This is a genomic window from Pantoea anthophila, from assembly GCF_006494375.1.
GTDB lineage: Bacteria > Pseudomonadota > Gammaproteobacteria > Enterobacterales > Enterobacteriaceae > Pantoea > Pantoea anthophila.
In genome coordinates this window covers 58,108-71,484 of record NZ_VHIZ01000008.1, presented here as the reverse complement: position 1 = coordinate 71,484, position 13,377 = coordinate 58,108, and the positions used below count along the sequence as shown (strand labels likewise).

At 58.5% G+C, this 13,377-nt stretch carries 11 protein-coding genes; 7 read left to right on the top strand and 4 right to left on the bottom strand.

The window, feature by feature from the left end; translation table 11 throughout:
- Nucleotides 1–103: 103 nt before the first annotated feature.
- A complete protein-coding gene (locus tag FJW00_RS00730; protein WP_009092586.1) occupies nucleotides 104–1,753 on the top strand; it encodes a Na+/H+ antiporter in 1,650 nt (549 codons plus the stop codon).
- 42 nt (nucleotides 1,754–1,795) lie between these two features.
- Here FJW00_RS00730 and FJW00_RS00725 read toward each other — a convergent pair whose 3' ends face one another.
- Nucleotides 1,796–2,698, bottom strand: a complete 903-nt coding sequence (locus FJW00_RS00725) for a LysR family transcriptional regulator (RefSeq protein ID WP_140922778.1) — start codon at nucleotides 2,696–2,698, stop codon at nucleotides 1,796–1,798.
- A gap of 102 nt (nucleotides 2,699–2,800) precedes the next feature.
- On the opposite strand from FJW00_RS00725, the gene FJW00_RS00720 reads away from it, so the two are divergent.
- The 3 genes from FJW00_RS00720 to FJW00_RS00710 all read left to right on the top strand — a co-directional run bounded on the left by FJW00_RS00720 (nucleotide 2,801) and on the right by FJW00_RS00710 (nucleotide 4,596).
- Complete coding sequence (locus FJW00_RS00720) at nucleotides 2,801–3,226, top strand: CidA/LrgA family protein (protein ID WP_140028718.1); 426 nt, start codon at nucleotides 2,801–2,803, stop codon at nucleotides 3,224–3,226.
- Nucleotides 3,219–3,914: an LrgB family protein gene (locus FJW00_RS00715; RefSeq protein WP_046101024.1), complete on the top strand. Its 696-nt coding sequence runs from the start codon at nucleotides 3,219–3,221 to the stop codon at nucleotides 3,912–3,914. Before FJW00_RS00720 ends, FJW00_RS00715 begins: the two co-directional genes overlap by 8 nt.
- A 136-nt stretch (nucleotides 3,915–4,050) precedes the next feature.
- Nucleotides 4,051–4,596 carry a YfaZ family outer membrane protein gene (locus FJW00_RS00710; protein ID WP_009092582.1) on the top strand — a complete coding sequence of 182 codons (546 nt, stop codon included), beginning with the start codon at nucleotides 4,051–4,053 and terminating at the stop codon, nucleotides 4,594–4,596.
- A 78-nt stretch (nucleotides 4,597–4,674) separates the two neighbouring features.
- Here FJW00_RS00710 and FJW00_RS00705 read toward each other — a convergent pair whose 3' ends face one another.
- The 3 genes from FJW00_RS00705 to acs form a co-directional block, all read right to left on the bottom strand.
- Nucleotides 4,675–6,330, bottom strand: coding sequence for a cation acetate symporter (locus FJW00_RS00705; RefSeq protein WP_009092581.1), 1,656 nt, complete (start codon nucleotides 6,328–6,330; stop codon nucleotides 4,675–4,677).
- Nucleotides 6,327–6,656 carry a DUF485 domain-containing protein gene (locus FJW00_RS00700; RefSeq protein ID WP_140922776.1) on the bottom strand — a complete coding sequence of 110 codons (330 nt, stop codon included), beginning with the start codon at nucleotides 6,654–6,656 and terminating at the stop codon, nucleotides 6,327–6,329. The genes FJW00_RS00705 and FJW00_RS00700 overlap by 4 nt, the downstream gene beginning before the upstream one ends.
- Before the next feature lie 140 nt (nucleotides 6,657–6,796).
- Complete coding sequence (acs, locus tag FJW00_RS00695; protein WP_009092579.1) at nucleotides 6,797–8,752, bottom strand: acetate--CoA ligase; 1,956 nt, start codon at nucleotides 8,750–8,752, stop codon at nucleotides 6,797–6,799.
- A gap of 585 nt (nucleotides 8,753–9,337) precedes the next feature.
- Here acs and gltP point away from each other — a divergent pair.
- The 3 genes from gltP (at nucleotide 9,338) to murP (ending at nucleotide 13,363) form a co-directional block, all read left to right on the top strand.
- Nucleotides 9,338–10,639, top strand: a complete 1,302-nt coding sequence (gene gltP / locus FJW00_RS00690) for a glutamate/aspartate:proton symporter GltP (RefSeq protein WP_009092578.1) — start codon at nucleotides 9,338–9,340, stop codon at nucleotides 10,637–10,639.
- 358 nt (nucleotides 10,640–10,997) lie between these two features.
- Nucleotides 10,998–11,909 (top strand): N-acetylmuramic acid 6-phosphate etherase, encoded by a 912-nt coding sequence (murQ, locus tag FJW00_RS00685; RefSeq protein ID WP_140922774.1) that lies wholly within the window; start codon nucleotides 10,998–11,000, stop codon nucleotides 11,907–11,909.
- Nucleotides 11,909–13,363: a PTS N-acetylmuramic acid transporter subunit IIBC gene (gene murP, locus FJW00_RS00680; RefSeq protein ID WP_140922772.1), complete on the top strand. Its 1,455-nt coding sequence runs from the start codon at nucleotides 11,909–11,911 to the stop codon at nucleotides 13,361–13,363. Before murQ ends, murP begins: the two co-directional genes overlap by 1 nt.
- Nucleotides 13,364–13,377 lie beyond the last annotated feature (14 nt).

Sequence of the window (13,377 nt, the reverse complement as noted above, 5' to 3'; positions counted from 1 at the left end):
TTTTTTCCTCCTCGTCGCACGCGTAGCTGACACCCTTCATCGCCGTTTGTTTTACACTTTATCGCTTAACCAATGACTGAAAGAAACGACGCCTAAGGAAAGCATGGAAATCTTTTTTACTATTCTCATCATGACGCTGGTCGTGTCGCTCTCCGGCGTCGCGGCCCGCATTCTCCCTTTTCAGATCCCGTTACCCCTTGTCCAGATCGCCGCTGGTGCGCTGCTGGCCTGGCCGACGTTTGGTCTGCATGTCGACTTTGATCCGGAACTGTTTCTGGTGCTGTTCATCCCGCCGCTGCTGTTCGCGGATGGCTGGAAGACGCCGATCAGTGAGTTCCTGCATCACGGTCGTGAAATTATCGGCTTAGCGCTGGCGCTGGTGCTGATTACCGTAATTGGTATCGGCTATCTCATCTACTGGATGGTGCCAGGTATCCCGCTGATCCCCGCTTTTGCACTGGCGGCGGTACTGTCGCCCACCGACGCCGTGGCGCTCTCCGGCATCGTCGGTGAAGGCCGCATTCCCAAAAAGATTATGTCGATCGTGCAGGGTGAAGCACTGATGAACGACGCGTCGGGCCTGGTGTCGCTGAAGTTTGCCGTGGCTGTCGCCATGGGCACCATGGTCTTTACCTGGGGCGGCGCGAGCATCGAATTCCTGAAAGTCGCCGTCGGTGGTCTGGTGGCGGGTGTAGCGGTCTGCTGGCTCTACGGGAAATCGCTGCGCCTGCTCAGCCGCTGGAGCGGTGACGACCCGGCGACCCAGACCGTTCTGCTGCTGCTGCTGCCGTTCGCCTCTTACCTGATTGCCGAACATCTGGGTGTGTCAGGCATCCTGGCAGCCGTGGCGGCCGGTATGACCATCACCCGCTCCGGCATTATCCGTCAGGCTCCGCTGGCGATGCGTCTGCGCGCCAACAGCGTCTGGCAGATGCTGGAGTTTGTCTTTAACGGCATGGTCTTCCTGATGCTTGGCCTGCAGTTACCGGACATTCTGCAGACCTCGGTTGACCAGGCGCAGGCCGATCCCAACGTCGAACTCTGGATGCTGTTCGCTGATATCGCGCTGGTCTATCTGGCGCTGATGCTGGTGCGTTTCGGCTGGCTGTGGATTATGCAGCGCTTCAGCAAACGCCTGCTGAAGAAGAAGCCGCTGGAGTTCTCTAACTATTCGCTGCGCGAACTGCTGATCGCCTCTTTTGCCGGTGTCCGCGGTGCGATTACCCTGGCGGGTGTGCTCTCTATTCCCCTGTTCCTGAGCAATGGCGAACCCTTCCCGGCGCGCTATGAGCTGGTGTTTATTGCGACCGGGGTGATTCTGTTCTCGCTGCTGGTGGGTGTAGTGATCCTGCCGATTCTGCTGCGCGGCATCGATACCATCGACAAGGGTGCGCATCGCCGCGAACTGCAGAACGCCCGTGCCGTCATGGCCGGAGCCGCGATTGAGAGCCTGCACAAAATGGAAGAGCGGCTGGAGAAGGAGTCGGAAGAGAATATCGATCCGGAGCTGCTGAAAGAGGTGAGCCTGCGGGTGATCGGCAACTTACGTCGTCGCGCCGAAGGGAAGAACGACCTCGAACATGCGCTGTTCGCTGAAAACCTGGAGCGTCGCTTCCGCCTGACCGGGCTGCGCGCTGAACGCGCCGAGGTCTATCATCTGCGCGCCACTCAGCAGATCTCCAATGAGACGATGCAGAAATTACTGCACGACCTGGACCTGCTGGAAGCGCTGCTGATCGAAAAAGAGGAGTAATCCGCAACGGGCGCGTCTGCGATAACGCGGCGCGCCCGCCTGCTACACCGACAGACGCGGCGGCTGATCCGGCCAGTGCTCGCGACAGCACGCTATCCACGCCTGCGCACTGCGCGACAGATAACTGCCTTCCCGCCAGATCAGACCCAGACTCCATTTCAGCTCCGACTCCAGCGGCAGCCACAATAAAGAGTGCTTATCCAGCCGCTGACAGATCGGCTCCGGCAGAATCGCCAGCCCCATTTCCGCCTGCACCATCGCCGCCAGAAAATCCCACTGGCCGCTGCGCACCGCTATCGTCGGCGTCAGACTGAGCCGCTGAAACGCCTGCATCAGCTGACGGTTCAGCGAAAACTCCTCGTTGAAAATCAGCAGCGGATGCTGCGCCAGTTCAGCCAGTCCAATCTGCTGGCGGCCAAGCCACGCCGGATGCCGGGGCAGCAGCACGCAGAGCGGATGGTGCATCAGGGGCAGGGTGTTTAGCGGCAGCCCGGCGTCAACCGGCAGGGCGGTCAGGGCGATGTCCAGAGTGCCCGCCAGCACCGCCTGCTGGACGGTCAGCCCGCCAAACTCCGAAATTTTCAGCGCCACACCCGGATAGCGGCGGCGAAACGCGGAGATCGATCCGGCTATCTGCATCCCGACCATCGGTGGAATGCCGAGCCGCAGCTCACCGGTTTTCAGCTCGTTGATGTCACCGATCTCCGCTTCCAGCTGATGAAACTCCTGCAGGATCGCCTGCCCGCGCTGATAGACCGCCTGTCCGCTGTCGGTAAGATGCAGGCGACGGCCATCACGCAGAAGCAGCGTACAGCCCAGCTCCTCCTCCAGCTGGCGCAGCATTTTGCTGATGGTCGGCTGCGTCACAAACAGCTTCTGTGCCGCTCGGGTAAAGCTCTGCTGACGAACCACTTCAGTAAAGTAACGCAGGGCGCGGACATCCATAACTATTCCTTTAAGGCATGATCACGATAATTTTAATTCATTTTTTTCACCTTCTGTCGCCGATTTATACTGGTGCGGTGAATTTAATCGGGAGAGAAGGGTATGGCGTTAGCACTCACACCACGCAGTCACCGCGCAGCGCAATGGCTGAGTCTGCCGCTGCAGCTGGGGTTCTATATCGGTCTGTTTATCGCCTGCGACCGGCTGGTAACGTGGCTGCATCTGCCGTTGCCTGCCAACATCGTCGGCATGCTGCTGCTGCTGGCATTGATCGTGACGCGCGTCGTGCCGCTCAACTGGGTGAAAGCGGGGTCACGCTGGCTGCTGGCCGAGATGCTGCTGTTCTTCATTCCGGCCGTGGTTGCGGTGGTCAACTATGGCGATCTGCTGCGGGTCGACGGCTGGCGCATCTGCGTGGTGATCGGCGTCAGTACCGTGCTGGTGCTGGCTTCCACCGCCTGGGTCGTGGATCGGCTTTATCAGTATGAAGTCGCGCGCGCCGCGCGTAAGCAGGGCCCCCATGCGTGATATTCTGCTCAGCCTGCTCTGTGTGGCGGTGACCCTGCTGGTCTATGCGCTGAATAAACGGCTCTACCGGCGCTGGCGGACGCTGCTGCTGATGCCACTGGTCATGACGCCGCTGGTGCTGGTGGCGCTACTGCTGCTGACGCACATCAGCTGGCAGGATTACATCGCTGAAAACCACTGGCTGCTGTGGCTGCTGGGGCCCGCCACGCTGGCCTTCGCCGTGCCGGTGTATGAGAACGTGGCGATTATTAAGCGTCACTGGCTGTCGCTGAGCGCGGGCGTCGTGACCGCCACGCTGGTGGCTGTCTGCAGTTCCGTCTGGCTGGCGCGGCTGCTGACGTTACCGGAGTCGATTCAGCGCAGCCTCGCTGTTCGCTCCATCACCACCCCCTTTGCGCTGGCCGCCGCGGGGCCGATTGGCGGACAGCCCGATCTGGTGGCGCTGTTTGTGGTGATCACTGGCGTGTTTGGCATGGCGGTGGGTGACGTCCTGTTTCTGCGCATTGCCATTAAGCAGGGCGTAGCGAAAGGCGCGGGACTGGGCGCAGCATCGCACGGCGCCGGAACGGCACGTGCTTATCAGCTTGGGCAGCAGGAGGGCGTTGTCGCCAGCCTGGTGATGATGCTTTCTGGCGTGGTGACCGTGGTTCTGGCTCCGCTGATTGGACACCTGATGTGGACGATATAGTCTACACTGCTCTGCGCAGGCGACTCTCCTGACCGCGACACGTATTTTTACGTAAAGTTTTCCGGATAATGTTGTCTCCGTTTTTCAGGCTGTTAACCTTGCGGCCGAATTAATTGTCCTTTCACGGAGTGGAATCATGTTTAAGCAACTTGTTACCGGGAGCGCCCTCGGGCTGGTTTTACTGAGCGGTGCCGCTCAGGCAATCGAAGGCAGTGTTGATGTCAGTGAACACAACACCAACCTGAATCTGGGTCTGGGCACCACCACGCCGGGGCTGTTTCTGAAGGGTAACTGGCTGCGTAGCGACCATGACGGCAGCACCTACGGTGCCGGTCTGGGTTACAACGTCGATTTCGGGCCGCTGCGTCTGGCGCCGACCGCAAAAGCGATCTTCACCCATCCTGAAGATGGAAAAGATGGATTTGCGGTGGCGCTGGGTGGTGCAGCACACTACAGCCTGAACAGCATGTGGGGCCTGTATGGCGAATATTACTATGCGCCGGAGTCCTTCACCGATCAGCTGGACAGCTACCAGGAAGCGGCGGGCGGCCTGAGCTTCACGCCGGTCTCACTGCTTAACCTGCGCGTGGGTTATCAGTACATCGAGCTGAACAACAAAGATGGACGCAAAGATAACGTGCTGGTCGATGGTCCTTATGTCGGGGCTTCACTGCGTTTCTGATGCGCGACATGAAAGAAAAGGGCGGCTGATTGAGCCGCCCTTTTTTTATGGCCTGTTTCTGCCCGTTTCAGAGGGCGATCAGTGCGCTTTACCCTGTTCAATACCGGTGCCGGTCTGCGAGCGAATGAACTGCGCCCGGAAGCGCGAACGCTCCTCTGCACCCTGCGGCGAATGGTCGGTAATCGAGAAGATCCAGATGCCCACAAAGGCCACGATCATCGAGAACAGCGCCGGATACTCATACGGGAAGATCGGTGTGGCGTTGCCCAGCACCTGCACCCACACCGTCGGGCCGAGGATCATCAGGATCACCGCGGTCAGCAGACCGAGCCAGCCGCCCACCATCGCGCCGCGCGTGGTGAGTTTTGACCAGTACATCGACAGCAGGATGATCGGGAAATTACAGCTGGCCGCAATAGAGAAGGCCAGCCCGACCATAAAGGCGATGTTCTGCTTCTCAAACAGAATACCCAGCGCAATCGCCACCACGCCCAGCGCCAGCACGGTGATCTTAGAGACCCGCAGTTCATCCTTTTCGCTGGCCTGACCTTTACGGTAAACGCTGGCATAGAGATCGTGTGACACCGCCGACGCGCCTGCCAGGGTTAAGCCCGCCACCACCGCCAGAATCGTGGCAAAAGCGACCGCAGAGATAAAGCCGAGGAAGGTGCTGCCGCCCACCGCATTCGCCAGGTGCACCGCCGCCATGTTGTTACCGCCTATCAGCGCACCCGCCGCATCTTTAAACGCCGGATTCGCGCCGACCAGCAGAATGGCCCCAAAGCCAATAATGAAGGTCAGGAAGTAGAAGTAACCCATGAAGCCGGTGGCCCAGAAGACGCTTTTCCGCGCCTCTTTGGCATCGGCCACGGTGAAGAAGCGCATCAGAATGTGTGGCAGGCCAGCCGTACCAAACATCAGTCCTAAGCCCAGTGACAGCGCCGAAATGGGATCTTTGACCAGTCCGCCAGGCTGCATAATCGCGGCGCCTTTAGGATGGACCGCCATCGCTTCGGTGAAGAGCGTATTAAAGCTGAAACCGGTCGCCTTCATGACCATTACCGCCATAAAGGTGGCGCCAAACAGCAGCAGCACCGCTTTGATGATCTGCACCCAGGTGGTGGCGAGCATGCCGCCAAACAGCACATACATCACCATTAGAATGCCGACCAGAATCACCGCCACATGGTAGTTAAGACCAAACAGCAGCTGGATCAGCTTCCCGGCCCCCACCATCTGCGCAATCAGGTAGAGCGCCACCACCACCAGCGAACCGCAGGCGGAGAGAATGCGGATCGGCATCTGCTTAAGACGATAGGAGGCGACATCCGCAAAGGTATAGCGACCCAGGTTGCGCAGCCGTTCGGCGATCAAAAACAGAATCATCGGCCAGCCGACCAGGAAGCCGAGCGAGTAGATCAGCCCGTCATAACCGGAGGTGTAAACCAGCGCCGATATCCCCAGGAACGACGCCGCGGACATAAAGTCTCCCGCCATCGCCAGACCGTTCTGGAAGCCGGTGATGTTGCCGCCCGCGGTGTAGTAATCATTGCGTGAACGGGTTCGTCTGGAGGCCCAGTAAGTAATCCCCAGCGTGGCCCCGACGAAAATCATAAACATGATGATCGCCTGATAGTTGGTTGCCTGACGCTGCACGGCACCGGTTATCGCATCGGCGGCCAGCGCGGAGAAGGGCAGCATCAGGGCCAGCAGCCATAAGGTGAGTCGGGTCATGATTTCACCTCGCTGAGGATCGCTTTGGTTAAACGGTCAAACTCCCCGTTGGCGCGCCAGACATAGACGCCGGTCAGCAGAAAGGAGACCACAATCAGTCCAACACCAATCGGAATACCGCGGGTCACGTTGGTGCCGGCGTGCAGCGGCGTACCGAGCCAGCCGGGCGCAAACGCAATCAGCAGAATAAAACCGACATAGAGCACCAGCATAATCAGCGACAGCAGCGTCGCGAACGACTGGCGTTTACGGACTAGCTCATGAAAACGGGGATTACGTTCAATCTGTTGATTGATTGCATCCTGACTCGAAAGGGCGTCATTCATCACATTTTCTCCGGAGGTCTTGCAGGGGAGAACCTCGCGTCAGGACGCGGATTCAGCTGGTTATAATATTTGTGACTACCGAAACAGACTGCGTGGGGCGGGGGTGGCGGGAAGCGATCTTCCCGCCGGACAGCGTGCGCTTAAGGCATGTTGATGGACTGTTTCTCCTCAAGCAGTTTTTCTACGACGCCAGGATCGGCGAGCGTGGAGGTGTCACCCAGATTGCTGGTGTCGCCGGTGGCAATTTTGCGCAGAATACGGCGCATGATTTTGCCGGAGCGGGTTTTCGGCAGAGAGTCCGTCCAGTGCAGCACATCCGGCGTGGCTATCGGGCCGATCTCTTTGCGTACCCACTGGCGGACTTCGGTGTAAAGCTCCGGTGACGGCTCCTCGCCGTGATTCAGCGTGATATAGGCATAAATCGCCTGACCTTTGATGCTGTGCGGAATGCCCACCACCGCGGCTTCGGCAATTTTCGGGTGCGACACCAGCGCCGACTCAATTTCGGCAGTGCCGAGCCGGTGCCCGGAGACATTGAGTACGTCATCAACGCGGCCGGTGATCCAGTAGTAGCCATCCTCATCGCGACGGGCACCATCACCACTGAAGTAGGCATTTTTAAAGGTGGAGAAATAGGTCTGCTCGAAACGGTCGTGATCGCCAAAGAGCGTTCGCGCCTGTCCGGGCCAGGATTCCGTGATCACCAGGTTGCCTTCACAGGCACCTTCCTGAGGCTGACCTTCGTTGTCTACCAGTGCGGGCTGCACCCCGAAGAACGGCCGGGTGGCGGAACCGGCTTTCAGCTCGGTTGCACCCGGCAGCGGGGTGATCATGAAGCCGCCGGTTTCGGTCTGCCACCAGGTGTCCACAATCGGGCAGCGGCTGTTGCCGATTTTCTGATAGTACCACTCCCAGGCTTCCGGGTTGATCGGCTCGCCGACCGAACCCATGATGCGCAGCGTGCTGCGGTCAGTGTTCGCTATCGCCTTATCGCCTTCCGCCATCAGCGCACGGATAGCCGTGGGCGCGGTGTAGAGCAGGGTCACTTTATGTTTATCGACCACTTCCGCCATGCGGCTCGGTGTGGGCCAGTTCGGCACCCCTTCAAACATCAGCGTGGTTGCGCCACAGGCCAGCGGGCCATAGACCAGATAGCTGTGACCGGTGACCCAGCCGACATCGGCGGTGCACCAGTAGATATCATCCTGATGGTAATCAAAGACAAACTTAAAGGTGGTCGCCGCATAGACCAGATAGCCGCCCGTGGTGTGCAGTACCCCTTTGGGTTTACCGGTGGAGCCGGAGGTATAGAGGATAAACAGCGGATCTTCTGCACCCACTTCGGCTGGGGAGTGGTTGGTGCTGGCGTTCTGCATCAGGTCATGCCACCACCGATCGCGGCCTTCCACCCAGCCTACCTCTTTACCGGTGCGCCGGAAGACCACCACGTTCTTCACGCTGGTGACGGCAGGATTTTTTAATGCGTCATCGACATTTTTCTTCAGCGGGATGCTGCGGCCGGCGCGGATCCCTTCATCTGCTGTGATCACCAGCGAGGCACTGGAGTCGACGATACGGCCCGCCACCGCCTCCGGTGAGAAGCCGCCAAAAATCACCGAGTGAACGGCCCCGATACGCGCACAGGCCAGCATCGCCACAGCCGCTTCCGGCACCATCGGCATATAGATCGCCACCACATCGCCTTTTTTCACCTCCAGCAGCTCCAGCACGTTGGCGAAGCGACAGACTTCAGCATGCAGCTGGCGGAAGGTCAGGGTTTTGCTCTCGCTGGCGTCGTCGCCTTCCCAGATAATGGCCGGGTGGTCGCCGCGCGTGGCGAGATGACGGTCAAGGCAGTTTGCCGCCAGGTTCAGCGTGCCATCTTCATACCAGCGAATGCTGATGTTACCCGGTGCAAATGAGCAGTTTTTCACGGTGCTGTAGGGCTTAATCCAGTCAAGGATTTTGCCCTGTTCGCCCCAGAAACTGTCCGGGTCGTCGACAGAGTGCTGATACATCGCCTGATACTGTTCTGCTGTGATCAGGGCATTCGCTGCAATGTTCTCTGGAACAGGATGTTTGTGGTTTTGGCTCATGGCGGATCTCCTTGAAGATGTTAATGATATGTCAATCAATAGTTAATTGAAGCCTGCCCTGAGCCTTTGTTTCTTTTTTGCGCCACAGATCACGGGATATTTCTTCGCCGCCTGAGCGGGAGGCTATCCCGATATTTCTGCTGGATAAGCCGACGGGGATAAGGGCGACAGGCATGACCTTTTGACACTCACCCTGAATAAAAAGCGAGCAAACGCGCCGGGAGCCTTTTTAACCGCTCCTGCATAGCTATGCGTAAATTCATCGAAGTAATACTTTTCATAACAGCAGGTTAGGGTTTTTCAGCGTCAGCAGCACTTTATGCTACTCAGGTGGTGAACTTTTAATCGGATCCGCCAGGGGTTGCATTTACCACAGTGAAAATGGTACTTATCTCGCCCCTGTTCTGCAGGTATCAACTCAGACCGCGTCTGAAAATGGGTATGGGAATCGTCAGATTTTCATACGAGGCGCTGTTTCAAGACACCCTCTAATTTACCGGGCTTTTTGCTCACTCCCTGTGTGTATCGTCTTCTGCACCTTCGCAGCAGAGAAAAAACGGGTTTTGACTGAGGAAATGACACGTTATGAAAGGTTTTAAAATCAGCCTGGCCTGGCAGATTCTGACAGCCCTTGTGCTTGGTATCATTGTGGGCGCTGTGTTGCATAATCAGCCAGACAATCGTGAATGGTTAGTCACCAACATTCTCAGTCCGGCAGGCGATATCTTCATTCATCTCATCAAGATGATTGTGGTACCGATTGTGATTTCATCCCTGGTGGTCGGCATTGCCGGCGTAGGTGATGCAAAGAAGCTGGGACGCATCGGCGTCAAAACGATTCTCTACTTTGAAGTGATCACCACCCTTGCCATTGTGGTCGGTATTACGCTGGCCAACGTATTTCAACCCGGCACCGGCATCGATATGTCAACGCTGGCAACGGTGGACATCTCTAAATATGAAGCGACAACGGCAGAGGTGCAGGGTGGTCCGCACAGCCTGGTTGCCACCATTCTGTCGCTGATCCCGCAGAACATCTTCGCCTCGATGGTGAAGGGCGACATGCTGCCGATTATCTTTTTCTCGGTGCTGTTTGGCTTAGGCCTCTCGTCTCTGCCGTCAGAACAGCGCGATCCGCTGGTGAACCTGTTCCGTGGCATCTCTGAAACGATGTTTAAAGTCACGAACATGATCATGCGCTATGCGCCGGTAGGGGTGTTTGCGCTGATTGCGGTGACGATTGCCAACTTCGGCTTTGCCTCGCTCTGGCCGCTGGCCAAGCTGGTGCTGCTGGTTTACGTGGCGATTCTCTTCTTCGCCTTCGTGGTACTGGGTGGCGTGGCGCGTCTCTGCAAGCTGCGGATCACCACCCTGATGCGTATCCTGAAAGATGAGCTGATCCTCTCTTACTCCACCTCCAGTTCGGAAACCGTGCTGCCACGCATCATGGAGAAGATGGAAGCCTACGGCGCGCCGAAAGCGATCACCAGCTTTGTGGTGCCGACCGGCTACTCATTTAATCTCGATGGTTCAACGCTCTATCAGAGCATCGCGGCCATCTTTATCGCGCAGCTCTATGGCATTGACCTGTCACTGACCGACGAGATTGTGCTGGTGCTGACGCTGATGGTGACCTCGAAAGGGATCGCCGGCGTGCCGGGCGTGTCGTTCGTGGTGCTGCTGGCCACCCTGGGCAGCGTCGGCATTCCGCTGGAAGGCCTGGCGTTTATCGCTGGTGTTGACCGCATCATGGACATGGCGCGTACCGCGCTGAACGTGGTCGGTAACGCGCTGGCGGTGCTGGTGATTTCCCGCTGGGAAAACCAGTTCGATGCAGAACAGGCGAAGGCGTACGAGCTGCAGCTGCGGACGCAGACCGCAGGCTGATCGTTCTCGTTCACGCAGAAAGGGCTCAACGAAAGTTGGGCCCTTTTTTTATGTGGCTTAGTTCATACCGGGTCGATAGGGCAGATGTCCGGCTAAAACTTCTTTTCAAACAGCAGTAAAACAGCCTGAGGGAAGAAAATGTTCACCTGACGAGTAAAGCGTCCCACGCAAGGGACGGCGTGGGCCGAGCGTCATGGATGACGAATGCGTCTTTACGATCAGGTGAACCTTTTCTGACCGGCTCCGATTTGACAACGACGCCACTCACATCCAGTGAAAAAAGATCTCCCCCAGCGAATTAATCATTCTTTATAATGTTTTCCAGTTTGAATAATTTATTCCTTTTGCGGAGCCCGCCATGAAACTCGACCTCAGCCAGATGATTACCGAAGGCCGCAACCCGGCCAGCCAGAACATTGACGAACTCTCCACCGAAGCGATGCTGCGCGTCATTAATGATGAAGATAAAAAGGTCGCGCTGGCGGTTGAGGCTATCCTGCCGCAGATCGCTGCCGCCGTTGACGCCATCTGTGCCGCCTTCCGGGCCGGTGGACGACTGATCTACTGCGGCGCAGGCACCTCCGGACGGCTCGGTATTCTGGACGCCAGCGAATGCCCGCCCACCTTTGGCACCCCCCGCGAACAGGTTATCGGCCTGATCGCCGGTGGCCATACCGCCATCCTGCAGGCGGTTGAAAACGCCGAAGATAACCGGGAGCAGGGCGCGCAGGATCTGAAAGATATCCACTTCAGCCGCCACGATATCCTGGTCGGTATCGCCGCCAGCGGTCGCACACCCTACGTGCTGGGTGCGCTGGCTTACGCGAACGAACTTGGCGCGACCACCGTGGCGCTCACCTGTAATCCGGACAGCGCCATGGCACAGGTTGCCGCGATTGCGCTCACCCCGGTGGTCGGCCCGGAGATTGTCACCGGCTCTTCCCGCATGAAAGCGGGCACGGCGCAGAAACTGGTGCTCAACATGCTTACCACCGGCGCGATGATCCGCAGTGGAAAGGTCTACGGCAATCTCATGGTGGATGTGGAAGCCACGAATCAGAAGCTGGTGCAGCGCCAGGTCAACATCGTCATGCAGGCCACGGATTGTGATGACGCCACGGCCCGCGCCGCGCTCACCGCCTGCGGCGGACACTGCAAAACGGCCATCCTGATGGTGCTGGCCGGACTGGACGCCGATGAGGCAAAAGCGCTGCTCAGCCAGCATCAGGGCTTTATCCGTCAGGCTCTGCAGGCAGCGGGAGCACGCTGATGGCCAGCATCACCGTAGCACTGCTGCGCGATATCCTGCAGGCGGTTGGCGGGGCGCACAATATCGCAGCCTGCGGTCACTGCATGACGCGGCTGCGGCTGACGCTCAATCAGGCCGGGCAGGCCGATCTGCCACGCCTGAAAAGCCTGCCGGGCGTGCTGGGCGTCATCGACAGCGAGGCGCAGCTTCAGATTGTCCTCGGTCCGGGGAAAGCGCAGACCGCCGCGGAAGGGATGCAGCGCCTGCTGTCACAGGAGGATATCTCGCCACCTCCGCGCCAGCAGACGGCGGATCTGGCACAGCGGGCGGCGGAGCAGAAGCAGCAGCTCAGGGCCAAACAGACCCACGGCGTTCACCAGTTTCTGTCGCGTTTTGCCACCATTTTTACCCCGCTGATTCCGGGCTTTATCGGCGCGGGCCTGCTGCTCGGCTTCGCCACGCTGATTGAGCAAAGCCTCCACCTTAATGCGCCCGGCGACCATGCACCCTGGCTGCTGCACACCGTGGCGTACATGAAAGTGTTCGGCAAAGGGCTGTTCACCTTTCTCAGCATCCTGATTGGCTACAACGCGCAGAAAGCCTTTGGCGGCAGCGGCGTCAACGGTGCCATCATCGCCTCGCTGTTTGTGCTGGGCTATGTGCCCACTGCCACCACGGGTTACTACAGCGGCATGGAGAGCTTCTTTGGCCTCAGCATCGATCCGCGCGGCAACATTATTGGGGTGCTGATGGCGACGATTATCGGGGCATGGATTGAGAAACAGCTGCGCCGCATCATTCCCGATAACCTCGATATGATCCTCACTTCGCTTTTTACGCTGGTGATCACCGGCGCCATCACCTATCTGCTCATCATGCCGCTGGGCGGTGAACTGTTCAGAGGGATGTCCTGGCTGTTCATCCATCTCAACAATAATCCCTTTGGCTGTGCTCTGCTGGCCGGGCTGTTCCTGATTGCGGTGATGTTCGGCATCCATCAGGGCTTTATTCCGGTCTACTTTGCGCTGATGGAAAGCCAGGGCTTTAACTCCCTGTTTCCGATTCTGGCAATGGCGGGGGCCGGGCAGGTCGGTGCAGCACTGGCGCTGTGGTGTAGAGCGGAGAAGGGGGCGCTGCTGCGGGCGCAGATCAAAGGTGCCATTGTGCCGGGCCTGCTGGGTGTCGGTGAACCTCTGATCTACGGCGTCACCCTGCCGCGCCTCAAGCCCTTCATCACCGCCTGTGGGGGCGGAGCGCTGGGCGGTTTCTTTATCGGACTGGTAGCGTGGCTGGGATTACCGGTGGGGATGAATACGGTATTCGGGCCATCCGGTCTGGTCACGCTGCCGCTGATGACGTCCGGACAGGGGATCTTCGCCGGGATGGTGGTCTATCTGGCCGGGCTGATGGTCGCCTGGACCGGCGGGTTTCTGCTGACCTGGTGGTTCGGCACCCGAAATGTTGACCTCAGCTGACGGGCTGCCGGAAT

Bases quoted from the DNA above. Each gene is read 5' to 3' on its own strand.
- FJW00_RS00730 (WP_009092586.1), top strand. From the start codon at position 104: ATGGAAATCTTTTTTACTATTCTCATCATGACGCTGGTCGTGTCGCTC.
- FJW00_RS00725 (WP_140922778.1), bottom strand. From the start codon at position 2,698: ATGGATGTCCGCGCCCTGCGTTACTTTACTGAAGTGGTTCGTCAGCAG.
- FJW00_RS00720 (WP_140028718.1), top strand. From the start codon at position 2,801: ATGGCGTTAGCACTCACACCACGCAGTCACCGCGCAGCGCAATGGCTG.
- FJW00_RS00715 (WP_046101024.1), top strand. From the start codon at position 3,219: ATGCGTGATATTCTGCTCAGCCTGCTCTGTGTGGCGGTGACCCTGCTG.
- FJW00_RS00710 (WP_009092582.1), top strand. From the start codon at position 4,051: ATGTTTAAGCAACTTGTTACCGGGAGCGCCCTCGGGCTGGTTTTACTG.
- FJW00_RS00705 (WP_009092581.1), bottom strand. From the start codon at position 6,330: ATGACCCGACTCACCTTATGGCTGCTGGCCCTGATGCTGCCCTTCTCC.
- FJW00_RS00700 (WP_140922776.1), bottom strand. From the start codon at position 6,656: ATGAATGACGCCCTTTCGAGTCAGGATGCAATCAATCAACAGATTGAA.
- acs (WP_009092579.1), bottom strand. From the start codon at position 8,752: ATGAGCCAAAACCACAAACATCCTGTTCCAGAGAACATTGCAGCGAAT.
- gltP (WP_009092578.1), top strand. From the start codon at position 9,338: ATGAAAGGTTTTAAAATCAGCCTGGCCTGGCAGATTCTGACAGCCCTT.
- murQ (WP_140922774.1), top strand. From the start codon at position 10,998: ATGAAACTCGACCTCAGCCAGATGATTACCGAAGGCCGCAACCCGGCC.
- murP (WP_140922772.1), top strand. From the start codon at position 11,909: ATGGCCAGCATCACCGTAGCACTGCTGCGCGATATCCTGCAGGCGGTT.